The sequence below is a fragment of the Saccharibacillus sacchari DSM 19268 genome (assembly GCF_000585395.1).
Lineage (GTDB): Bacteria > Bacillota > Bacilli > Paenibacillales > Paenibacillaceae > Saccharibacillus > Saccharibacillus sacchari.
This window is the reverse complement of sequence record NZ_KK073875.1, coordinates 4,258,393-4,278,848: the sequence shown is the minus strand read 5'-3', so window position 1 is coordinate 4,278,848 and position 20,456 is coordinate 4,258,393. Positions and strand designations below refer to the sequence as shown.

Below are 20,456 nucleotides of genomic sequence, written 5' to 3'. Positions count from 1 at the left end.
AATAGATAAGGACAAACCAAAAACGCGTAGGAGTTGGTTAAACGATGTGGGGGGCTCCATTATCCGCGGACGCGAAGAAAATCATGCTTCTCGGAAGCGGCGAACTGGGCAAGGAAGTCGTGATCGAAGCGCAGCGTCTTGGCGTTGAGTGCATAGCCGTCGATCGTTACGAGGGTGCTCCTGCGATGCAGGTCGCGCACCGTAGTCATGTGATCGATATGTTGGACGCGAACGTACTGCGAGAATTGATCTTGCGGGAAAAGCCGGATTTGATCGTGCCGGAGATCGAAGCAATCGCGACTCCGATGTTGGAGAAGCTGGAAGCGGAAGGGTTCCGCGTGATTCCGACGGCCACGGCCGCCAGATTGACGATGGACCGCGAAGGCATTCGGCGTTTGGCCGCGGAGACATTAGGTCTGCCGACGGCAGCGTATCGTTTTGCGGACACCTTGGATGAACTGAAAGCGGCGGTAGCCGAACTTGGCGTACCTTGCGTGATCAAGCCGCTCATGAGCTCTTCGGGCAAAGGACAAAGTGTGCTAAAAACGCCGGAAGACACCGAGAAGTGTTGGCAATTTGCTCTGGAAGGCGCGAGAGCGAAAAACAACACTCGGGTCATCGTGGAGGCGTTCGTGCCCTTTGAAAGCGAAATTACACTGTTGACGGTTCGGAGCGTATCGGGAACGTCGTTTTGTCCGCCGATCGGCCATATCCAGAAAGACGGCGACTATGTGGAATCGTGGCAGCCGCACCGGATGGATGATGCCAAGTTGGAAGAAGCCAAGCAGATTGCAAAAGCGATCACGGACAAGCTTGGCGGTTACGGGCTATTTGGAGTTGAATTATTCCTGACGAAAGACGGCGTTGTGTTCAGCGAAGTCTCGCCGCGCCCGCACGATACCGGCATGGTGACGATGGCTACGCAGGATCTGTCGGAGTTCGCGCTGCATGCGAGAGCGATTCTGGGACTTCCGATCACGGGAGTCGAACTGCTGACACCGGGTGCTTCGGCAACGTTGAAAGCAACCCGATCAAGCGAAAATTTCAAAGTTGGCGGTCTGACGGAAGCCTTGAGCGTCCCGCGTACCCAGGTTCGAGTATTCGGCAAGCCCGATTCGAAGCCGGGTCGCAGAATGGCCGTCGCGCTTAGCGCGGCGGAAGATGTGGAAACTGCGCGCAGTCGTGCCCGCGAAGCGGCCGGCCTGCTAAAAGAGGAGTATTCGGATGACAACTAACGTATTGGAAAAAACAGCGAGCCTTCGCACGGCTTCTTGCAGCGATGCTGCCGTATTGACGGAATTGATGCGAAAACTGTCGTATCCTACGACGCCTAGCGTCATGCGCGAGCAATTGGAAACGCGCGAAAACAATCCGAATTACCAGACTTATTTGGCAGAAAAAGACGGCAAAGCGGTAGGAATGATCTCGCTGCGTTTGATTCCTGCACGCGGATCGGAAGCGCAGATGGTTCAAATCGCCGGATTGATCGTCAACGAGGATTGCCGGGGTTGCGGAATCGGCCGTTTGTTGGTGGAGCAGGCAGAAGCCTGGGCGGCGGAATCGGGATGCCGTTTCCTTTTCCTGACAGGAATCAATCGTGAAGATCGCCTTGGCGCGCATGAATTCTATCAGCATGCTGGCTTCGAAAAGTTCGGCTGCAAATTCATCAAAGCACTGTAAGAACGAACAGACCACATACATTCAAATGCCTTACCTTTCGGTTCCAGCTCTTGCGAGCGGGGCCTTTTTGTTTAGACGGGCATAATGATTATCCGGCCTGATTCTGCGGGTAAATGGATATAGGTTCCAATTCCATGCCGAAAGCTAAAGTCATCAAGGAAATAGAGGAGGAACAAGCATGAGCACATCAAATGTTAACCGACGAAAAACCAGACTAAACAGCTCAATCTTAGGCAAAAAGGCAAGTCTTCTTGCTTTGGCTTTTACGTTCGTGCTGGGCAGCGTTTACGGGATGGGTCCTGTGCAAAATGCGGACGCTCAGACCGCTTATCAAGCCGCCTATGCCAAAACGACGACCGACAAGTCGAAGTTTACCGCCAAAGTGGTTTATCTGGTGAACTTGGAACGTCGCAAAGCCGGGCTCAAACCGCTTGCGATCCATGCAGGCACAGCGAAGGCTTCGCGCTTGAAGGCGATGGATATGTCGAAGAAAGGATACTTCGACCATACCTCTCCGACTTACGGTTCTCCTTTTAATTTATTAAAGCTGCAAAAGGTAGCATTCCGAACGGCGGGAGAAAACATTGCGATGGGACAGCGTTCGCCCGAAAGCGTGATGCAAGGATGGATGAACAGCGAAGGACATCGAAGCAATATTTTGAGTCCAAGCTTCACCTCGATCGGCGTCGGCTACTATAATGGCTATTGGGTTCAGTTGTTTATTGGTTGATGGGGTGGGCGGGGAAACGAGAAGACTCCGAGATAAATTGCCAGCATAGGCTTCCGAAGTGCATTTCTTCGAAATGCTTTAGGTCGCGTGTTGAAATCGAGAAAATTGATTGAAACTGTTAATGGTGTTTTCTCGTTTCCAGTTACGTTGGGCTTTATGTATAAAATACAAAGACCCCCAACCTCTTGGCGAGGCTGGGGGTCTTTGTATGCGTTCATTATATGAAAGAATGGGACATGTAGGAATCGAACCTACAACCTGTCGATTAAGAGTCGAATGCTCTGCCAATTGAGCTAATGTCCCATATTTTTTGTAACGGCCGCCTTCATCAGCGAGTGATTATTTCTGGCGACAAGGAATATCCTATCATAAATTAAAATGGCTTAGCAAGTATTTTTTTTGAGAAGCACAAAAAAGTTTCGAACCGCGTTTGCAAATTGCTTCACAAACACTTAAGGTAAGGTACGTGGTGCATACGCGAAAGCTTAAACTTTTGTTGTCTTTCATATAAGGAGGAGAAGCATGAATTCGTGGAAGTGGACATGGCGAACAACGGCCGTACTTTCGGCACTTTCTGCTTTATTGCTGGCTGTCGGCTTCGGATATGGAGCGAGAGAGCTGATATTTCCGAGACCTAATCTTGTAAACGCCGATGCGGCCGCGGACGCTCCTTTGACAGAACGCGCTCCTTCGACTGATGACGGCAGTTACCGGATCGTTGCGATCGGCGACTCGCTTGCCAAGGGAACCGGAGATACAACCGGACAGGGATTTGCCCGGCGGGCCGCGGCTTTGCTGGATCAAAGCGGCGACCGCGAAGTGCGTTTTCTTAATAATCTTGGAATTAACGGCATGACTACGCAGGAATTGTTGACGGAATTGGACGAGCCCGGTGTTCGTTATGTATTGAAAGAAGCCAATGTCATCTTGCTGTCGATCGGGGCAAACGATCTGTTCCAGGGCGGCGCGGCGTTACAGACAAGCGCGGAGGCTCCGGATGCAAACGCGTTGGAGGCTGCCCTGCCTGCCGCTTCGGAGCGGCTTGGAGAAGCACTGGATCAACTTCGTTCCATCAATCCGGCGGCGCGAATTATTTATCTGGGTTTATATAATCCGTTCGGAGATATCGAATCGCTGCGCGATGAAGGCGATTTGGGGATCACCGAATGGAATGCCAAGGCATCCGCACAGATTGCCGAAGGGGAGAATATGGTTCTGACACCGACATTCGATCTTTTTGAACGAGATCCTGGTGCCTATTTGTCATCCGACCATTTTCATCCCAATTCAGCCGGTTATGAGCGGATTGCGCAACGAATCGTTCAAGGGTTGCAATGAGCCGGCATAATGACCTCTGAAAAAAGTCGATACTTGAAGGAAGGGACGGGGTAGGGATGAAGCAACCTGACGACAGTTTCGTTCTGCGCGTACGGGATTTAAATAAGAAAATCGGCCGTAAAACGATCATTCATAGCATCAGCTTCGACGTGCGGGAAGGCGAAATTTTCGGCTTTCTCGGTCCGAACGGCGCGGGTAAAACGACAACGATCCGCATGCTGGTCGGGCTTATTAAACCGACCTCGGGAAGCGTTGAGATTTGCGGCTTCGATGTACAAAAGCAGCCCGAAGAAGCACTGAAGTACGTCGGTTCCATCGTCGAAAATCCGGAAATGTACCCTTATCTGACAGGGTGGGAGAACCTGATGCATTTCGCCCGCATGCAGGACGGCATTGACGAACAACGCATTCGCGAGGTGACGGAGCTTGTCCATCTGGGCGGACGGATTCATGAGAAGGTTCGTACCTATTCGCTCGGGATGCGTCAGCGCCTGGGGATCGCGCAAGCCTTGCTTGCCCGGCCGAAAGTGCTGATTCTGGATGAGCCGACCAATGGTCTTGATCCCAAAGGAATCAAGGAAATGAGAGCTTTTATCCGCGAACTGGCTTCGGCAGGGCTCGCAGTTTTCGTGTCCAGTCATTTGTTGAGCGAGATCCAATTGCTGTGCGATCGGGTCGCGATTATCGGCGGCGGCCGGGAGCTTGCGGTAGGATCGGTCGACGAGTTGATGGGGGCAGGCCGAGGAATGGTCATTTGGGACGTTGAACCGAAAGCCAAAGCGCTGGCTTTGCTTGTCCAATATAAAGATATCGTCATTGTGGATTCGGTCGGTGCGGAAGCTCTTGAAGATGCCGCTGCCGCTTTATTGAATGAGCGCAGCATCGTGACCGAGACGCCGGAAGAGCGCGTAGCCGAAGTGATTGATGTGATGGTCCGCGAAGGCATTGCCGTAAGGGGCGTTCACCGAATTGCTCCTACTTTGGAGCGACTTTTCCTGCAAATGACCGAAGGGGAGGGCATCGAGTGAAACGGTTTTTGGCTATGGTACAAAACGAAGTCGTCAAAATCATCAAGAAAAAGCGCTTTTACATCGTGCTCTTGATTCTTGCCATTATGGTGCCGATCTTCAGCTATGCGCAGATGCGGCAATCGCTCGAACGTCAGGAAAGCTACGGTACGGATTGGCGTCTGGAAGTTCAGCAGGCGATCATCGATAACCAGAACTCTCTGAGCAGCGACCGGGTCCCGCAAGAGTGGAAGGTCTATCGGCAAATCTACATTCAGCAGATGCAGTATTACCTCGATAACGACGTGAATCCGAACGAACCGGGCGGCGTGACATTCACGCGCGAATTCATTGATAACTCGGCAGCCTTGTTTATTCCTTTGATGATTCTGACCATTGCTTCGGATCTGGTATCCTCGGAACGAACAGGCGGCACGATCAAGATGCTGCTTGCAAGGCCGGTGCGGCGCTGGAAAGTGCTGTTAAGCAAACTGACGGCCCTGCTCATGTTCGTTTCATTGATCGTCGTGAGCGCCTATGCGGTCTGTTATTTGATTTCGGGCGTCTTTTTCGGCTATTCCGGCTGGAGTATTCCGATTTTTACCGGCTTTGTATTGAATGGTTCGGATGTGGATTTGACGTACGTGCAGGCTACGCCGCAGTGGCAATACCTGTTGATGCAGGCGGGACTGGTCTGGTTTGTCGGAATCGTGGTTGCGCTGTTGGCGTTCATGGTATCCGTTCTCGTGCGCAGTACGGCCGCAAGCATTGTCGTCATGATGGCCGCGTTGATCTCAGGCTCCATTTTAACCAATATGGCTTCGGCTTGGAGCAGCGCCAAATATTTGTTTATGGTCAATCTGGGGCTTACGGAGTATCTCGCAGGTAATCCGGCGCCGATCGACGGCATGACATTGGGCTTCTCGTTAGCTGTTTTAGCGGCCTGGGGAGCGGTTTCCGTGTTTATTTCGTTTATCGTCTTTACGAAAAGGGACGTTTTGACTTAAAATAAAAAGAGAAAAATGAAAACACTTGTTTGCATTTCGGTAAGCTGACGATCCGGAGGCAAAGGGCGAGCAAGAGAGAAAGAGGGAGAAATCATGGCCGAACAGATCGATACGGCAGAACAGATGGCGGCCCCGCAGGCCGTTCAAGGATACGATGCGGACGACATACAGGTGCTCGAAGGCCTGGTCGCGGTTCGCAAACGGCCGGGTATGTATATCGGGAGCACCAGCTCCTCGGGTCTGCACCATCTGGTATGGGAAATCGTGGACAATGCTGTCGACGAGCATTTGGCGAAATATTGCGATCGGATTGAAGTGACGTTGAACAAGGACGATTCGGTCACGGTACGCGACAATGGACGGGGCATTCCGACAGGCATGCACAAAAGCGGCGTACCTACGCCTCAGGTCGTTTATACCGTTCTGCACGCCGGGGGCAAATTCGGCGGCGGAGGATATAAAAAGTCCGGCGGCTTGCACGGCGTCGGCGCATCGGTAACGAACGCGTTGTCCGAATGGCTGGAAGTCGAAATTTATCGCGACGGCAAAATTCATCGTCAACGATTCGAATACCGCGTGGACAAAAAAGGCGCAGAGCATGTCGGAGAACCGGCAACGGGGCTTGAGGTGCTGGGAAATACGAGACAGACCGGCACGAAAGTTACGTTCAAGCCGGATATTCGCGTCTTCAAGAACGGCATTTCGCTGACGTACAACACATTGGCCGAACGCTTGCAGGAGCTGGCTTTTCTGAATTCGGGTCTGCGCATCGTCTTGGCCGATCACCGCAAAGGTACGGAAACCGAAGAAGAATTCTACTACGAAGGCGGAGCAAAGCAGTTCGTCGAGTTCCTCAACGAAGGCAAAGAAGTGCTGCATGACGTTGTGCGTTTTTATGCCGAGAAAGACGATATCGAAGTCGAAGTGGCTTTCCAATATAACGCGGGCTATACGGAAACGATCGCTTCGTTCGTGAACTCCATTCCTACGCGGGGCGGCGGTACGCACGAAACAGGTTTCAAGACGGCGTATACGCGTATTTTGAACGAATATGCGCGCAAAACAGGTTTGTTAAAGGAAAAAGACAAGAACCTGGAAGGCGGCGATCTGCGCGAGGGCATGATGGCCGTGATCAGCATCAAAATGGGCGATGTCGAGTTCGTCGGCCAAACGAAAGACCAGCTCGGCAGCGCTTCGGCCCGCAGCGCGGTCGATGCGATCGTATCGGACAAGACCGCGCAGTTCTTGGAAGAGAATCCGCAGGCCGCGCAAATCCTGACCCGCAAAGCCGTTCAGGCCGCGCGCGCGCGGGAAGCCGCACGCAAGGCTCGCGACGAGATGCGGACCGGCAAAAAGCGCAGCGAAAGCTCCAACCTGAACGGAAAGCTGACTCCTGCCCAATCCAAAGACTTCACGAAGACGGAACTCTTTATCGTCGAAGGCGACTCTGCCGGCGGTTCTGCCAAGCAGGGGCGCGATTCCAAAATTCAAGCGATCCTTCCATTGAAAGGCAAGCCGTTGAACCCGGAAAAAGCCAAGCTGGCCGAAATTCTGAAAAACGAGGAATACCGCGCGATCGTCTCGGCAATCGGAGCGGGGATCGGTCCCGAGTTCGCGATCGAAGACAGCAACTTTGCCAAAATTGTCATCATGACCGATGCGGATACGGACGGCGCGCATATTCAGGTGCTGCTGTTGACCTTCTTCTACCGATACATGAAGCCGATGATCGATCAGGGCCGTGTATACATTGCCCAGCCGCCGCTGTTCAAAATTACTCGCAAAGGATCGCGCAAAAACGAAATTGTATACGCATGGAGCGACGAAGAGCTTGAGAAGTTAACCAAAGGCGGCAAAAACTTCGAACTTCAGCGCTACAAAGGTCTCGGCGAGATGAACCCGGATCAGCTCTGGGAAACGACGATGGACCCTGTAACGCGTACCTTGCTTCAGGTTCAGATCGAAGATGCGGCCAAAGCGGAAAAACGCGTATCTACGTTAATGGGCGACAAGGTCGATCCGCGCAAGCGCTGGATTGTAGAAAACGTGGACTTTACCGAAGTGGAAGAATAAGCGACAGAAGGAGACTTATAATCGATGAGCGTACCGGAAGAAATTTTCAAACCGGCTTTTCTCGAAGAAGTGGTCGGCGACCGCTTCGGCCGGTATTCCAAATACATTATTCAGGATCGTGCGATTCCCGACGTTCGCGACGGTCTGAAGCCTGTTCAACGCCGGATTCTGTACGCCATGTACGAATCGGGCAACACGCCGGAAAAAGGCTACCGCAAGTCGGCCAAGACGGTAGGCGACGTGATGGGCAACTACCACCCGCACGGCGACTCTTCGATCTACGAGGGCATGGTGCGTATGGCTCAGCCGTGGAAAATGGCGCATACGCTTGTGGACGGACACGGCAACTGGGGCTCGATCGACGATGACCCGGCAGCGGCAATGCGTTATACGGAAGCTCGCTTGTCGACGATTGCGATGGAGATGCTGCGCGATATCGACAAGCGTACCGTCCAGTTTAAAGACAATTTCGATAATACGGCAAAAGAACCCGTCGTGCTGCCTGCGCGTTATCCCAACCTTTTGGTGAATGGCGTCAGCGGGATTTCGGCAGGTTTTGCCACCGAAATCCCGACTCACAATTTGCGGGAAGTCATTGACGCCTGCATCGCGGTCATGGATTCTCCGGAGATCGATCTGGATGGTATCATGCAGCATATCCAAGGACCGGACTTCCCGACGGGCGGTACGGTCATGGGCGAGGCTGGAATTCGCGAAGCGTATTCCACCGGACGCGGCAAAATTCAGATTCGTTCCCGGACGGAAATCGAAAATTTACGCGGCGGCAAGCAGCAAATCGTCATCACTGAAATTCCGTATCAAGTCGTGAAGGCGCGCCTCGTGACGGCAATGGAAAATATTCGATTAGAGAAAAAAGTCGAAGGCATCGCTGAAGTTCGAGACGAGAGCGGCCGCGAAGGCATGCGGATCGTAGTCGAGCTAAAAAAGGACGCGGACGCCAACGGCATTCTCGCTTATCTGCTTAAAAAGACCGATCTTCAAGTCAGCTACAACTTCAACATGGTCGCCATCGTCAATAAAGCACCGCAGCAATTGGGCGTTAAAGCGATTCTCGAAGCGTACATCAATCACCAGCGCGAAGTCATCACCAAGCGTACCTCGCACGAGTTGGAAAAGGCGAAAGATCGCTCTCACGTGCTCGAAGGATTGGTCAAAGCGCTGAATATTCTGGACGATGTCGTAGCCGCAATCCGCGCTTCGAAAAATCGTCAGGACGCGCAAAACAATTTGCAATGGATGTTCGGTTTTACCGAGCGCCAAGCGGATTCCATTTTGACTCTCCAATTGTATCGCTTGACCAATCTGGAGATTACGCAGCTTGAAAAAGAACATTCGGATTTGGAAAAACGCATCAACGTGCTGGAAGGCATTCTGTCAAGCAGCCGGAAGCTGGATAACGTTATTCGCAAAGAACTAACCGAAATCCGCGATAAATTCGGTATTGACCGCCGTTCCGATCTTCAAAGCGAAGTCGAAGAGATCAAGCTGAATCTGGAAGTGATGATTCCGCAAGAAGACGTGATCGTCTCGTTGTCGCAAGAAGGCTACATCAAGCGTTCGGGCATGGCTTCGTTCACGCGATCCGGCAGCGACCGTAATGCATCCGGCGCGCGGGAAGGCGATTATATTCGTCAACTGCTTGACGTAAGCACTTTGGATCGTTTGCTTGTGTTCACGCAGCGCGGACAATTCTATCTGCTGCCGGTACACCAGATTCCGGAATTCAAGTGGAAAGACAACGGTACGGCAATCGTCAACGTTATTCCGCTCGATAAGGAAGAACGCATTGTCTCGATTATTCCGGTCAAGGAACTGGAAGAATCGGAACAATCGCTGGTCTTCACGACGCGAAAAGGACAGGTTAAACGAACCGCGCTGCGCGATTACGCGACCAAGCGCAGCGGGGGCGTTGCCGCCTGCAAGCTGGGCGAAGGGGACGAAGTCGTTCAGGTCAACCTGAGCGAAGGCGATCGAGACATGCTGCTGGTGACGGCGCAAGGCATGAGCATCCGCTTCGGTGAACAGGAAGTGTCCCCGATGGGCCGGGTATCCGCCGGCGTGCGCGGGATTCAGCTTAAGGATGGAGACGAAATCACGGCTGCATTATTCGTTAAAGGCGATGACGGCGAGGTCTTGGTGGTGACCGATCTGGGTTACGCCAAGCGTTCGATGCTGCTGGAATACCCGTCGCAAAGTCGCGGAGGCAAAGGCATCGCGACCTTCGAGTTCAAGGAAGGCAAGAGAGTGAAGCCGAACGGCAATCGAATCATGGCGGCATACAACACAAGCGATACATTGCCGGCTGTTGCCGTACTGTCCAACGGGGAGAGACTTGAGTTCCCTGCCGGCAAGGCCCCGTTGACCGAACGCAAGCATATCGGCAAAGCGCTGATTAACGTAGAAAAATCGGATACGATACTTGATTTGCTGCCTTCGTTCGAGCGGGATTCGACCGTTTAAAAGGCAAGCGTCAATCGTCAACAAAAAAGACGTTTCGTGCGCATAAGCGCACGAAACGTCTTTTTTTGTCGTACTCATTGTCAGGCTCGACGTTTTTACGAAAAATGCAACCGAAACTTTTCTTTCCGCGTCTAATAGATAAGGCTTGCCTATCTTATTTTTACCGAACAGGAGTAAAAGAATGATTCATATTATGTACGTGTATGTCTTTGCCGTCTTCGGTCTTTATCTTATGCAGCTGTTGGCGAACAAGCTCGTATTGAACGAAGCGGAATTGCAAACGTTCCAAAAAGAACATCTTTCCCAAACCGACGGTTATCGCGTATATAGTTGGGGACTTGGCATCGGCGTTGTCATTCTGATTGCGTTATGGTTAACTGTCGATTTTATGAGCACCAATCCTCTTGTTTTTCTGACGCTTTCGCTCGTTATAGGGTTTAGAGGATACATGGAACGCAAATATATTCCGCATACGCGCAAGCATGTCGTATCCTGGAGCATCAGCGGCGCGAGCGCTGCGGTGACGCTGATTTTTTTCATCTTATGGCTGATCTATTTCCGCTAAAAAAAGACGTCGGTTCGGCTGCTCGAAGCAGCTTTCCCTAACGTCTTTTTTTGTGCAGTTATTCGGCCTTTTCGTTGTCTTTCATAACAGGCTTCATTCTCCGTATTCCAGCTCGTTTTGCAGCAGCTTGTACGCATTGTCCGAAAACTGCGTCCAAGGAGCCGTTTCCGGCGGAAGCGAAATCAGCAGCGTCGATTCCTTCGTTACCGGATGAGGGAATCGAAGACGGACCGACCATAACGCAATTTGCTCCCCCGGTTTGGTCAACGCTGCTCCGTATTTTTGGTCGCCGTACAGCGGGCAGCCGATACTGCTCATTTGCACGCGAATCTGGTGCGAGCGTCCCGTATGCAGTTCGACATGGACCAAAGCCCGATTGCCGTCCTCAGCCAACACTTTGTAATCCAAAATGGCTTCTTTGGCTCCCGGCGTTCCTTTTCGAACAGTCGTGACCGTATTCGTGCGCTCGTTTTTGAGCAAATGATGCACCAGACGGCCTTCGCGTTCACGGGGTATACCGTTGGTCACGGCTACGTAAGTTTTGCGGATCGAATGCGTACGCACCGAATCCGACAATCGCGAAGCGGCTTTCGACGTCTTGGCGAAGATCATGGCGCCGCCGACCGGACGATCCAGCCGATGAACCAAGCCGAGAAATACATTGCCGGGTTTATCGTGCCGGATTTTAAGGTCGTTTTTGAGCAGGGTCAGCATATCCGCATCGCCGCTGGCGTCTTCCTGTACGGGGATATTGACGGGTTTGACGACGCCGAGCAGGTGATTGTCTTCCAATAACACCGAAATGCCGGATAGTGCTGCCGAGGAGCGCTCGTCCGGGGTATGCATTACTTGGACTCCCAGCGTCCGAGGATGCCGCACGGCAACGTCAGACCCGAGCGGGAGATCGGCAGTCCGATTTCGCCTGCGCTGATTTGTCCGCCGTAACGCGGCTTCATCGTCATTTCCAGCATATTCGAAAGTACCGTCGGCGAGATGCCTGTCGTATACGAGTTGATCAGCATGAACAGCGGATCGTCGGACAGGATCTGCATGCATGATTCAAGGAACGGGTACAAACTGGATTCCAGCTTCCATGTCTCTCCGTTCGGACCGCGTCCGTAGGAAGGAGGATCCATGATGATCGCGTCGTATTTGTTGCCGCGGCGTTGTTCGCGCTGCACGAATTTGAACACGTCGTCCGTAATGAAGCGCACCGGACGATCTTTCAGGCCGGAAAGTTCGATGTTTTCTTTTGCCCATTGAACCATGCCTTTGGCCGCATCGACGTGAACGACGCTTGCGCCGGCATAAGCCGAAGCTACCGTAGCGCCGCCCGTATAAGCGAACAGATTCAGCACTTGGATCGGCCGTCCCGCGTTTTGGATCTTGTCGATCATCCAGCTCCAGTTCGTCGCCTGTTCAGGGAACAAGCCCGTGTGCTTAAAGCTTGTCGGTTTGATATAGAATTTCAGCTTATCGTCGTAATTGATCGTCCAACGTTCCGGAAGCTGCTTTTTCCATGTCCATGCGCCGCCGCCGGCGGAGCTGCGATGGTAATGTCCTGCCGTCTCGCGCCAAGGACCGCTTTCGTCCGCGATCGGCCAGATGATTTGCGGATCCGGACGGCGCAGGACCACGTCGCCCCAACGCTCCAACTTGTCGCCCGCGCCTGTATCGATCAGTTCATAGTCTTTCCAATTTTGAGCCATGTACATTGTGATTGAACCACCCTTAATTTTATCGTTATTGCCCTGAATATTACAGGATGTATACGCCGTCGTTCGCCGTAATTCCCAGACTTTCATTGTACCCGAGGAGGGGGCAAAAATCCAGAAATTCAAAACCATTTGACACTGATAATCATTATCATTATGATAGAGAATATTGCAATTTGAACCTGGAGGTCTAATCATGAGCAAACTCATTCTCATATACGCCAGCATGACCGGCAATACGGAGGAAATGTCAGAGCTGATTACAAGCGGCATTCAAGAAGCGGGCGGCGAGGTCACGATCAAGTTGGCCGAGGACTGCGACGCTGACCTTTTGCTCGACTACGACGGCATTATGCTGGGGGCGTACACTTGGGGAGACGGCGAGCTGCCGGACGAGTTCCTCGATTTTTATGACGACCTGGACGAGCTGGATCTGAAGGGGAAAAAGGCGGCGGTATTCGGCAGCGGCGACACGGTGTACGAACAGTTCGCGAAAGCTGTCGACCTGCTGCAAGAAAAGCTGGCTGAACGAGGCGCGGAAATGATTCTTGAGCCTCTCAAACTCGAATTGAACCCGTCCGGCGACGAACGCGAAAATTGTCGCGCATTCGGCAGAAACTTCGTCGGCAGCACGGTCGGCGTATGAGAAACGCGAGGGAGCTTCCGGCGCCTTCCGCCGAGGAAACCCCGCTGCTGCAAGACCATCGGTTGGAGCGTTGGTTGTCCTCGGCCAGACAACCTCACACGACCCGCAAATCCGACGGCGGATACCATTGGACGCAGCGTGTACAGTATGCGGTCGGTCACGCCGTCAATCGCTATTACTCGGCCCAACCGGAGCTGCGCAGTCACGCCGACGCCGGCGAACTGGTCGATTACCGCTGGCCGCGTCGCATTGCTTATTTCGATTCGGAAAAAAGGTACTGGGAGCTGAAAGATCGGGTGGCGCGCCATCTGGAGTCCTTTTTCGCATCCAATGGTTATGAGGGATACCGTCCGGTCATGCTATACGAGCGGTTCGAGACGCATGTTCCCGAGCTTGGCATGGATCTATCAATGATCTTTCAGGCCGTTTGGCAAAGCGAGGGAGGAGGAATTCATCTGCAAAAATTCGTGGTGGATGTTGATCCTGAAGTGTTGGACGGTTACCGGCATGCGGCGCGGGTATTTTGTCGCCACGCCTTCGGAAGCGATCCGGCGAAGATCGAAGTCTATAGCGTGTTGGAAGGCGAACGTATTCACTTATCGCTGGACGATGTTTCTTATGAGAAGTCGCTTGATTATCTGAGACTTGCGCACAGCGGCATGGAGGAGACCAATGCCGAGCAGGCGTGCACTTGCGGACGCTGCAAGCAGGATCTGACCGAATCTGCGGCTGCGTTACGTTTGAGCTGATGGGGATCATGTCTAACGGGAAAAAGCCTTGTTCAATCCGCATCGTGCGGACGAACAAGGCTTTTTCCCTATTACAGTCGCAGTTCGTAATAATCTTGCACGACATAGGAGCGGAACCCGCAGTTTTCGTAAAGCCGCAGCGCGTGATCATTTTGCGTTTCCACGCCGATATGGGGTTGAAGTCCGGCTTCGTTTTCGCGTCGTATGATTTGCAACAAAATGCCGCGTCCGATGCCTTGCCCTCTGTAAGCCCCGTCGATTACGAATCCGAATAACCAGGCCTGGCCCGGCGTATCGTAATCCATCACCAGCGTACCTACCGTTTCTCCGTGATACACGACCATGCTTCGAATTCGTTTGGAGCTGTGAGCTTCTTCGGCAAGCATTTCCGCGGTATCTTCTTCATTCGTATCAAAACCGTCGGCATAAAGCTGAAGCACATAATTTTGATCTTCTTGTTCATAAGGACGGTAAGAAACGGAGACCGTTGGGGTATTCGCGGAAAAATCTTGTTCAGGTAGCTCTTGCCAAGCCATTTCGTATTCGGAAAAAGAGTAGCGGCAGCGGATCGTTTTGAGCCATTCCGGTGCGGAAAGCGAAGCCTTCGGCGCGTTAAACAGAATGTAAGAAACGTTCGACAGTCGGCCTGAGGCCAACGCTTCATTCCATAAACGCGTGAAAATTCCTTGTCTACGATAATCGGGATGAACCATGCCGCAGACCTCCAGCTGTCCGCCGAAGCCGTATAGCGCCAAAAATCCGATCAATGCGTCCCCTTCATAATGGAAGTAATCCATATGCTCTGCCCGCGAATGCATTCGCAGCATATCGTCGTTAAGCTTCAGCAGAATACCGTCCCGCTGCTCGCAAAGGTGTTGGAGCGATTTGATAGCTTGAAGTTGTTGTTCGTTCAACAAGTGAACCTCCTGTGATTCGATATGTAGGAATAGCAGTAGACGATGAACGAATTATAGCATGAAAAGAATATGAACTCACCCGAAAAGACCCGGTGCGAAGTTTCCGCATCCGAGTCTTTTCGGGAGCCTTGCCGATTATGCGCGGAAGTCGACCGAGCCGCCTAAATGCGGGGCAACGCTCGTCTCCAACATTTTGGCAAACTGATCGCTTTGCTGCTTGGCCTGATCCATCGAGATGCTCATGACCTGAACCGATGCTTGCTGCTTGACGGCCACCTGACTTATCACCGTGGAAAGTGCCGCAATATCCATGTCCGGTTCCTCCTTTCCGGCTGAGGGACTTGGAGTCCTTTTGAACATAAGCCTATAGTTGTTATCGGTCGGAAAAAAGCAATCGGCCATAGGGCTTTTGGTGCGTTATAATCAAACACGAACCCGGAAATTCTCCCACAGCACCCGCGCCGAACGAATAACTGAATAGGATCTACGTTTTGACTTTATCAAAAAACTGCGCTATAATAATAAGCATTGTGGACACTTGAATAACGAAATTATGCACATGCAGCATATGCTTTGATATCCGGATCACACTGGCGCGGTCTTCGGAGCCGCAAGGATGGAAGAGAGGTAGGGCTTTCGTTGTTTTAGGTTTCAAGTAACGAAGTCTCTCACCGTAGAGTGACAACTCAGAATTATAACGCACGGTTTCGCCATATAGCGCATACGATCTGGCGGTCGTACCCGGCGCAGTGGGCAGTATCAAGATTATTTAGGAAACGATTCATCCATGAGAGTCGGTTTCGGTAAGCGAAATCGTTCGGTTTTGGCAAGAGTGCCGAAAGAGCAACAAAATTCGGCGAACGGTAAGAGGTTTCATCGGTTATTCAAGTGAAAGCGGCGGGACGTACAGCATTACGTTCATTAAGACCGCTAAAAAGATGACTTCGACGATTTGAGCGATAGCGAGAATAACAAGTCATTGCGAAACGGCCTTCCTTCGGGAAGGCCGTTTTTTTTTATGCTTAGCAGTAAACCTAATGTGCGGATATCTCTGTGCACTATCCGTGAGGATTTACCTGCCTAATTTCCCGAAGCATCTTGATTCCTTTACGAAATAGATTTATACTTATTCTAAATCAAAATGAATGAGAATGAAACTCAACCGTGTCTCAACATAAAATTAAACCCAAATGAGGAATGCCCGATGAAAACAATCAATTTAACGACCCAGCGTCAAGCCGTATACGATATTGTACGCGATGCAGTCGATCATCCGACGGCGGCTGACGTGATGAACCGGTTGGTGGAGCGCGGCCATAGCTTTGCTTACGGAACCGTATATAATTCGCTGCGTTATCTGACGGATAAAGACATGATTCGCGAGTTGAAGCTTGGAGAAACGGCAAGCCGCTACGACGCGCGCACGGATGACCACCAGCATATCGTGTGCGAAGCGTGCGGAAAAGTGGATGAAGTGACGACCGCGATTCCCGAAGAATGGTTGGCCCGGGTAGCCGAAGAAACCGGATACGAGGTGGAAGGCGCTCATATCGTTGTGGAAGGAGTGTGCGCCGAATGCAGAAGCAAGCGCAAGAAATGACGCTACTGGAGATGCAAGCCCCGATGCCGGAGGTTTGCGAAATGACGCGGCGGATCATTATGGTCAGCCCTTTTCCCGGACGCATGCATGAAATGATGCGGACGCTGATGGAAGCCTGCTTCGACGTGCTGGTCTTCCATCGCTGGGAGCATTCCGAAGCGGGGGCGATGCAAGCCGATCTGTTGATCTTCGACGTCAGCGGTTCGCAGGACGAAGATCCGGTCGGCGCATTTCGCGAGAATATGCATCCGGTACATGCGGCGATCCCGACATTATTTTTGGTCGATGAGCGCATGCTGTGCGGCGAGGGATCGATCGGAGCCCATGAAGAACTGCTGGTCTGGCCTGCCAGACCGCAGGAAGGCTTGCATCATGTTCGTCGGATCCTGCGAACGGGTGCATTCCGTACGCCGGATGCTGAATCGGCGGCTGACCTCGACGGCGTACGCGACCAATTGATTTTCAAAGACTTGCGTATCGATCGTCGCCGTATGACGGTATATCGCGGCGGTGCGCGCATTGATCTGACGAAGACCGAATACGAGCTTCTGCTGCAATTGATCGAAGGACAAGGCACCGTGCAGACGCGCGAAGATATGCTGAACCGAATCTGGGGAACACAGTATTTCGGCGGCAGCAATGTCGTAGACGTCCATGTTAAAAGCTTGCGCAAAAAGCTTGGAGACAGTGCCGGCCAGCCACTCTATGTCGCGACGGTACGAGGTGTAGGGTATCGTCTGGCGGATTAGGACTACTTTGTTCGCAGCTCTTGAGCACGTCCCGATCTGTTGATCACGCTCGATTGGCAGAGGTAGGAACATCAGCAAACTTAGCGCGGAGCCCGGACTTTTTTCGGCTTCGCCTTCACCTGATCTTCACCAAACGCTTATGTTCTCCTCATGATCGACCGCCCGGAATGGTGGTAGAATTCAATTATAGATTTAGAAGCGGTCTAAAACCAATTCTAAATAATTGCATTCAGACATTTACCTTCAATCCGGAAAGGAAGATCATTCATATGACCCATTCGAGGCTGACGACCAACCAAGGAGCGCCGGTAGGCGATAACCAGAATTCAAGAACGGCAGGACGCCGAGGTCCCGCACTGCTGGAAGACTATCACCTGCTGGAAAAGCTTGCGCATTTCGACCGCGAGCGTATTCCGGAGCGGGTCGTGCATGCGCGGGGAGCAGGAGCTCACGGCGTATTCAAAACGGAAAACAGCATGACCGAACATACGCGCGCCGCTTTTCTGGGCGAAGCCGGGTTGGAAACGCCCGTGTTTGTCCGATTCTCGACTGTCATTCACGGAACCGGTTCACCGGAAACGGCACGCGATCCGCGCGGTTTTGCCGTTAAATTTTATACGCAGGAAGGCAACTACGATATTGTAGGCAACCATCTTCCGGTATTCTTTATCCGCGATGCGATTAAATTCCCGGATATGGTACACTCGCTCAAGCCCGACCCGCAGTCGAACCGTCAAGAGCCTTCGCGCTACTGGGACTTCATGACGCGCACGCCGGAATCGACGCACATGATGACTTGGTTATTCTCGGATCATGGTACACCCGCTAATTATCGCGAAATGGACGGTTTTAGCGTGCATGCTTTCAAATGGGTAAATGCAGAAGGAAAAGTCGTTTACGTGAAGTATAAATGGGAGTCCAAGCAGGGCGTACGTACACTGAGCGCAGCCGAAGCGCGCGAAGTGCAAGGTGAAGATTTCAGCCACGCGACCCGCGATTTGTTCGACCGAATCGAAGAGGGGAATTTCCCGGAATGGACGCTCAAAGTTCAGATGATCCAACCGGAAAACATCGACGATTACGAATTCGACCCGCTTGATCCGACAAAAGATTGGCCGGAAGAACAATTCCCGTTCCATACCGTGGGCACGATGACGTTGAACCGCAATCCGCAAAACTTCTTTAACGAAGTCGAGCAATCCGCTTTTTCGCCAAGCGCGCTTGTACCGGGCATCGAGCCGTCGGAAGACAAGCTGCTCCAAGGCCGCTTGTTCTCTTATCCGGATACCCAACGCTACCGTCTGGGCGCGAACTATCTGCAACTCCCGATCAACTGCCCGTATGCGCCAGTTCGCAACCATCAACAAGACGGAGCCATGAACATGCATCCCGCTTCGCCGAAAGTCAACTACGAACCGAACGGCTACGACGAAAGTCCGGCCGAAGATCCCGCATACCGCGAATCCGAACCGGCTCTCGAAGGCCATGTAACCCGCCAAAAAATCTTCAAAACCGACGATTTCTCCCAAGCCGGCGCCCAATATCGTTCCTACACCGCCGAGCAGCGCGACAATCTGATCGCCAATATCGTAAACGATCTGAACGCGGTAAGCGAAGACACCAAACTCCGCGCCATCTGCAACTTCATCCGCGCCGACCGCGAATACGGCATGCGCCTGGCCCAATCCCTGAACGTCGATATTTCTTCCTTCATGGGCGGCCGTTAAGTGCACATACATTCGAGTCAAAGCTACAACTGAGTAAAAGCAGATAAATCTAATGATAAAAGAATTGCATTAGACGATAAAAAAAGACCGTGATTCGCATTCAATGCGAACCATGGTCTTTTTTACAATGATCTTATCTTTTTTACCTAACCCAAAAATATTGAGGAATTCAGCCTCCAACGCGCCGCACCAGGCGGAGGGGAGTGTTCGTGTAGGAACGAAGTGTTCGCCTTTGAACTTGGGAAGCTTCCGCTAAAAATTTAAATCCGCTTCCCAAGTTCAACACGCGACCGAAACGAATACTCCCCGAAGCCGCCTCAGCACCGCCCCGAAGCCGAATCCGCTCAATACCGGAACAACATCGCAACAAGCTGAAATCCCGACCCGATCGACCAAAACAACACAGGATCCCCGCGTTTCACGCGTCCGGTTTCCACCGCTTCATGCAGCGCGATAAACGGACTGCTCGTCCCCGTATACCCGAAGCGATCGCCCACATACACCATCTGCTCGTCACGCAGTTCATACTGGCGTTGAATCTTCAGTACATTCTCTAGCGAGAACTGCGATAAGCAATAGCTGCCAATGTCCTGCGGCGTCAAGCCGTTGCGTCCAAGCAGTTTCTCGAACATTTCGAATGTCGGCGGCATAGCGGCGTGGGCTTCAAACGGCAACCACAGAATGCCTTTTGCGTCCGAGCCGTGCTTGACCGTCTTCGCCAACCCTTCTGCCGGATAACGAATGAAGTCCCGGTTTACAGGATCCGTATGATAAATAGAATCGATAAAGCCGCCTTCTGCCTCGCTGCGTTCCAAAATCACCGCAGCTGCCGCATCCCCATAATTGGCATAGGTAACGGCACTCTCCGGATCGCTAACCAGCGTATTGTAGTCCGATCCGACGATCAGGGCGCGGCGGATCTCCGGGCTCGTCAGCATATAGCGACTGGCATGATCGACAGCGACGACCATGCCTGCGCAGTTCGCATTCGAGTCCAGTACCATCGCGTGAGAACCAGCGCCAATCGCAGCATGAATATACAACGCATTGACCGGGAAAGTCGTCTCGGGAACCTGCGTCGAAAAGACGATCATGTCGATATCCGATCCTTGCAGACCTGCTTTGACCAATACTTTTTTCGCGGCTTCAATGCCCATCGTCAGGCCGTTTTCCTCGTCATTGTCGATCACGTAACGGGATTCCCTGCCCATGTGTTCCATGAAACGTCGAATATCTTGATCTCTGCGGTCAAAATGATCCAAGTAAAATTCGTTGCCGACGGCGTTTTCCGGGTGGTAAATATCAACAGCAGCAATATGAATACGACTCATACGGTTTTCTCCTTTTATCTCTAAATATAGATCCATGATCGGTTTGGGTAGGCTTCAAGCCGTATTTCGTTGTTTTGACATGTACAAGAAAGAAGACTCCGCGTCCGGAACAAGTGAATCCGGGCCGGAGCCTAATCAGGT

19 protein-coding genes and 1 tRNA gene are annotated in these 20,456 nt (G+C 52.2%); 14 read left to right on the top strand and 6 right to left on the bottom strand.

The genetic code is table 11. From position 1 onward, the window contains the following. The first annotated feature begins 44 nt into the window (after positions 1-44). The 3 genes from purT (at position 45) to SACSAC_RS18480 (ending at position 2,410) form a co-directional block, all read left to right on the top strand. On the top strand, positions 45-1,235 hold the full coding sequence (gene purT, locus SACSAC_RS18490) for a formate-dependent phosphoribosylglycinamide formyltransferase (RefSeq protein ID WP_037289133.1): 1,191 nt from the start codon (positions 45-47) through the stop codon (positions 1,233-1,235). Next, the gene (locus SACSAC_RS18485; protein WP_037289131.1) at positions 1,225-1,680 is read left to right on the top strand and encodes a GNAT family N-acetyltransferase; all 456 of its coding nucleotides are present in this window, start codon (positions 1,225-1,227) and stop codon (positions 1,678-1,680) included. The genes purT and SACSAC_RS18485 overlap by 11 nt, the downstream gene beginning before the upstream one ends. 178 nt (positions 1,681-1,858) lie before the next feature. After that, positions 1,859-2,410 (top strand): CAP domain-containing protein, encoded by a 552-nt coding sequence (locus SACSAC_RS18480; RefSeq protein ID WP_037289130.1) that lies wholly within the window; start codon positions 1,859-1,861, stop codon positions 2,408-2,410. 230 nt (positions 2,411-2,640) lie between these two features. Here the strand turns inward: SACSAC_RS18480 and SACSAC_RS18475 are convergent. After that, positions 2,641-2,713: transfer RNA gene (locus tag SACSAC_RS18475), tRNA-Lys, on the bottom strand. A 219-nt stretch (positions 2,714-2,932) separates the two neighbouring features. On the opposite strand from SACSAC_RS18475, the gene SACSAC_RS18470 reads away from it, so the two are divergent. The 6 genes from SACSAC_RS18470 to SACSAC_RS18445 all read left to right on the top strand — a co-directional run bounded on the left by SACSAC_RS18470 (position 2,933) and on the right by SACSAC_RS18445 (position 10,881). Next, positions 2,933-3,748 carry a GDSL-type esterase/lipase family protein gene (locus SACSAC_RS18470; protein ID WP_037289128.1) on the top strand — a complete coding sequence of 272 codons (816 nt, stop codon included), beginning with the start codon at positions 2,933-2,935 and terminating at the stop codon, positions 3,746-3,748. Between the two features lie 56 nt (positions 3,749-3,804). Further along, positions 3,805-4,776 carry an ABC transporter ATP-binding protein gene (locus tag SACSAC_RS18465; protein ID WP_037289126.1) on the top strand — a complete coding sequence of 324 codons (972 nt, stop codon included), beginning with the start codon at positions 3,805-3,807 and terminating at the stop codon, positions 4,774-4,776. Further along, positions 4,773-5,762 (top strand): ABC transporter permease, encoded by a 990-nt coding sequence (locus SACSAC_RS18460; protein ID WP_156951038.1) that lies wholly within the window; start codon positions 4,773-4,775, stop codon positions 5,760-5,762. The genes SACSAC_RS18465 and SACSAC_RS18460 overlap by 4 nt, the downstream gene beginning before the upstream one ends. A gap of 93 nt (positions 5,763-5,855) precedes the next feature. Further along, positions 5,856-7,835 carry a DNA topoisomerase IV subunit B gene (parE, locus tag SACSAC_RS18455; RefSeq protein ID WP_037289124.1) on the top strand — a complete coding sequence of 660 codons (1,980 nt, stop codon included), beginning with the start codon at positions 5,856-5,858 and terminating at the stop codon, positions 7,833-7,835. 24 nt (positions 7,836-7,859) lie between these two features. Beyond that, a complete protein-coding gene (gene gyrA / locus SACSAC_RS18450) occupies positions 7,860-10,316 on the top strand; it encodes a DNA gyrase subunit A (RefSeq protein WP_037289122.1) in 2,457 nt (818 codons plus the stop codon). A gap of 181 nt (positions 10,317-10,497) precedes the next feature. After that, positions 10,498-10,881, top strand: coding sequence for a DUF4181 domain-containing protein (locus SACSAC_RS18445; protein WP_037289120.1), 384 nt, complete (start codon positions 10,498-10,500; stop codon positions 10,879-10,881). Positions 10,882-10,974: 93 nt separating this feature from the next. On the opposite strand, the gene SACSAC_RS18440 is transcribed toward SACSAC_RS18445, so the two are convergent. Continuing rightward, positions 10,975-11,727, bottom strand: a complete 753-nt coding sequence (locus SACSAC_RS18440; RefSeq protein ID WP_037289119.1) for an RluA family pseudouridine synthase — start codon at positions 11,725-11,727, stop codon at positions 10,975-10,977. Continuing rightward, entirely contained in the window at positions 11,727-12,596 is an 870-nt protein-coding gene (locus SACSAC_RS18435; RefSeq protein WP_037289117.1) for a class I SAM-dependent methyltransferase, read from the bottom strand. Before SACSAC_RS18435 ends, SACSAC_RS18440 begins: the two co-directional genes overlap by 1 nt. Positions 12,597-12,792: 196 nt before the next feature. On the opposite strand from SACSAC_RS18435, the gene SACSAC_RS18430 reads away from it, so the two are divergent. Further along, a complete protein-coding gene (locus SACSAC_RS18430; protein ID WP_037289114.1) occupies positions 12,793-13,242 on the top strand; it encodes a flavodoxin in 450 nt (149 codons plus the stop codon). Then, a complete protein-coding gene (locus SACSAC_RS18425; RefSeq protein WP_037289112.1) occupies positions 13,239-13,991 on the top strand; it encodes a hypothetical protein in 753 nt (250 codons plus the stop codon). Before SACSAC_RS18430 ends, SACSAC_RS18425 begins: the two co-directional genes overlap by 4 nt. A 71-nt stretch (positions 13,992-14,062) precedes the next feature. On the opposite strand, the gene SACSAC_RS18420 is transcribed toward SACSAC_RS18425, so the two are convergent. After that, complete coding sequence (locus SACSAC_RS18420) at positions 14,063-14,905, bottom strand: GNAT family N-acetyltransferase (RefSeq protein ID WP_051507242.1); 843 nt, start codon at positions 14,903-14,905, stop codon at positions 14,063-14,065. A gap of 138 nt (positions 14,906-15,043) precedes the next feature. Further along, positions 15,044-15,220: a YjfB family protein gene (locus tag SACSAC_RS27765; protein ID WP_084778191.1), complete on the bottom strand. Its 177-nt coding sequence runs from the start codon at positions 15,218-15,220 to the stop codon at positions 15,044-15,046. Positions 15,221-16,112: 892 nt separating this feature from the next. Between SACSAC_RS27765 and SACSAC_RS18415 the strand changes: the two genes are divergently transcribed. The 3 genes from SACSAC_RS18415 to SACSAC_RS18405 all read left to right on the top strand — a co-directional run bounded on the left by SACSAC_RS18415 (position 16,113) and on the right by SACSAC_RS18405 (position 18,984). Continuing rightward, positions 16,113-16,508, top strand: coding sequence for a Fur family transcriptional regulator (locus SACSAC_RS18415; RefSeq protein ID WP_037289108.1), 396 nt, complete (start codon positions 16,113-16,115; stop codon positions 16,506-16,508). Continuing rightward, on the top strand, positions 16,484-17,257 hold the full coding sequence (locus SACSAC_RS18410; protein WP_037289106.1) for a winged helix family transcriptional regulator: 774 nt from the start codon (positions 16,484-16,486) through the stop codon (positions 17,255-17,257). The genes SACSAC_RS18415 and SACSAC_RS18410 overlap by 25 nt, the downstream gene beginning before the upstream one ends. Before the next feature lie 269 nt (positions 17,258-17,526). Continuing rightward, on the top strand, positions 17,527-18,984 hold the full coding sequence (locus tag SACSAC_RS18405) for a catalase (RefSeq protein WP_037289104.1): 1,458 nt from the start codon (positions 17,527-17,529) through the stop codon (positions 18,982-18,984). 344 nt (positions 18,985-19,328) lie between these two features. Here the strand turns inward: SACSAC_RS18405 and SACSAC_RS18400 are convergent, their stop codons facing one another. Next, complete coding sequence (locus SACSAC_RS18400; protein WP_037289102.1) at positions 19,329-20,315, bottom strand: 3-oxoacyl-ACP synthase III family protein; 987 nt, start codon at positions 20,313-20,315, stop codon at positions 19,329-19,331. Positions 20,316-20,456 lie beyond the last annotated feature (141 nt).

Excerpts from the sequence above, each read along its gene's own strand:
- SACSAC_RS18445 (WP_037289120.1), top strand. The coding sequence starts at position 10,498 with ATGATTCATATTATGTACGTGTATGTCTTTGCCGTCTTCGGTCTTTAT.
- SACSAC_RS18435 (WP_037289117.1), bottom strand. The coding sequence starts at position 12,596 with ATGTACATGGCTCAAAATTGGAAAGACTATGAACTGATCGATACAGGC.
- SACSAC_RS18405 (WP_037289104.1), top strand. The coding sequence starts at position 17,527 with ATGACCCATTCGAGGCTGACGACCAACCAAGGAGCGCCGGTAGGCGAT.
- SACSAC_RS18470 (WP_037289128.1), top strand. The coding sequence starts at position 2,933 with ATGAATTCGTGGAAGTGGACATGGCGAACAACGGCCGTACTTTCGGCA.
- SACSAC_RS18415 (WP_037289108.1), top strand. The coding sequence starts at position 16,113 with ATGAAAACAATCAATTTAACGACCCAGCGTCAAGCCGTATACGATATT.
- SACSAC_RS18425 (WP_037289112.1), top strand. The coding sequence starts at position 13,239 with ATGAGAAACGCGAGGGAGCTTCCGGCGCCTTCCGCCGAGGAAACCCCG.
- SACSAC_RS18410 (WP_037289106.1), top strand. The coding sequence starts at position 16,484 with ATGCAGAAGCAAGCGCAAGAAATGACGCTACTGGAGATGCAAGCCCCG.
- SACSAC_RS27765 (WP_084778191.1), bottom strand. The coding sequence starts at position 15,220 with ATGGATATTGCGGCACTTTCCACGGTGATAAGTCAGGTGGCCGTCAAG.
- purT (WP_037289133.1), top strand. The coding sequence starts at position 45 with ATGTGGGGGGCTCCATTATCCGCGGACGCGAAGAAAATCATGCTTCTC.
- parE (WP_037289124.1), top strand. The coding sequence starts at position 5,856 with ATGGCCGAACAGATCGATACGGCAGAACAGATGGCGGCCCCGCAGGCC.
- SACSAC_RS18485 (WP_037289131.1), top strand. The coding sequence starts at position 1,225 with ATGACAACTAACGTATTGGAAAAAACAGCGAGCCTTCGCACGGCTTCT.
- gyrA (WP_037289122.1), top strand. The coding sequence starts at position 7,860 with ATGAGCGTACCGGAAGAAATTTTCAAACCGGCTTTTCTCGAAGAAGTG.
- SACSAC_RS18440 (WP_037289119.1), bottom strand. The coding sequence starts at position 11,727 with ATGCATACCCCGGACGAGCGCTCCTCGGCAGCACTATCCGGCATTTCG.
- SACSAC_RS18465 (WP_037289126.1), top strand. The coding sequence starts at position 3,805 with ATGAAGCAACCTGACGACAGTTTCGTTCTGCGCGTACGGGATTTAAAT.
- SACSAC_RS18480 (WP_037289130.1), top strand. The coding sequence starts at position 1,859 with ATGAGCACATCAAATGTTAACCGACGAAAAACCAGACTAAACAGCTCA.
- SACSAC_RS18430 (WP_037289114.1), top strand. The coding sequence starts at position 12,793 with ATGAGCAAACTCATTCTCATATACGCCAGCATGACCGGCAATACGGAG.
- SACSAC_RS18400 (WP_037289102.1), bottom strand. The coding sequence starts at position 20,315 with ATGAGTCGTATTCATATTGCTGCTGTTGATATTTACCACCCGGAAAAC.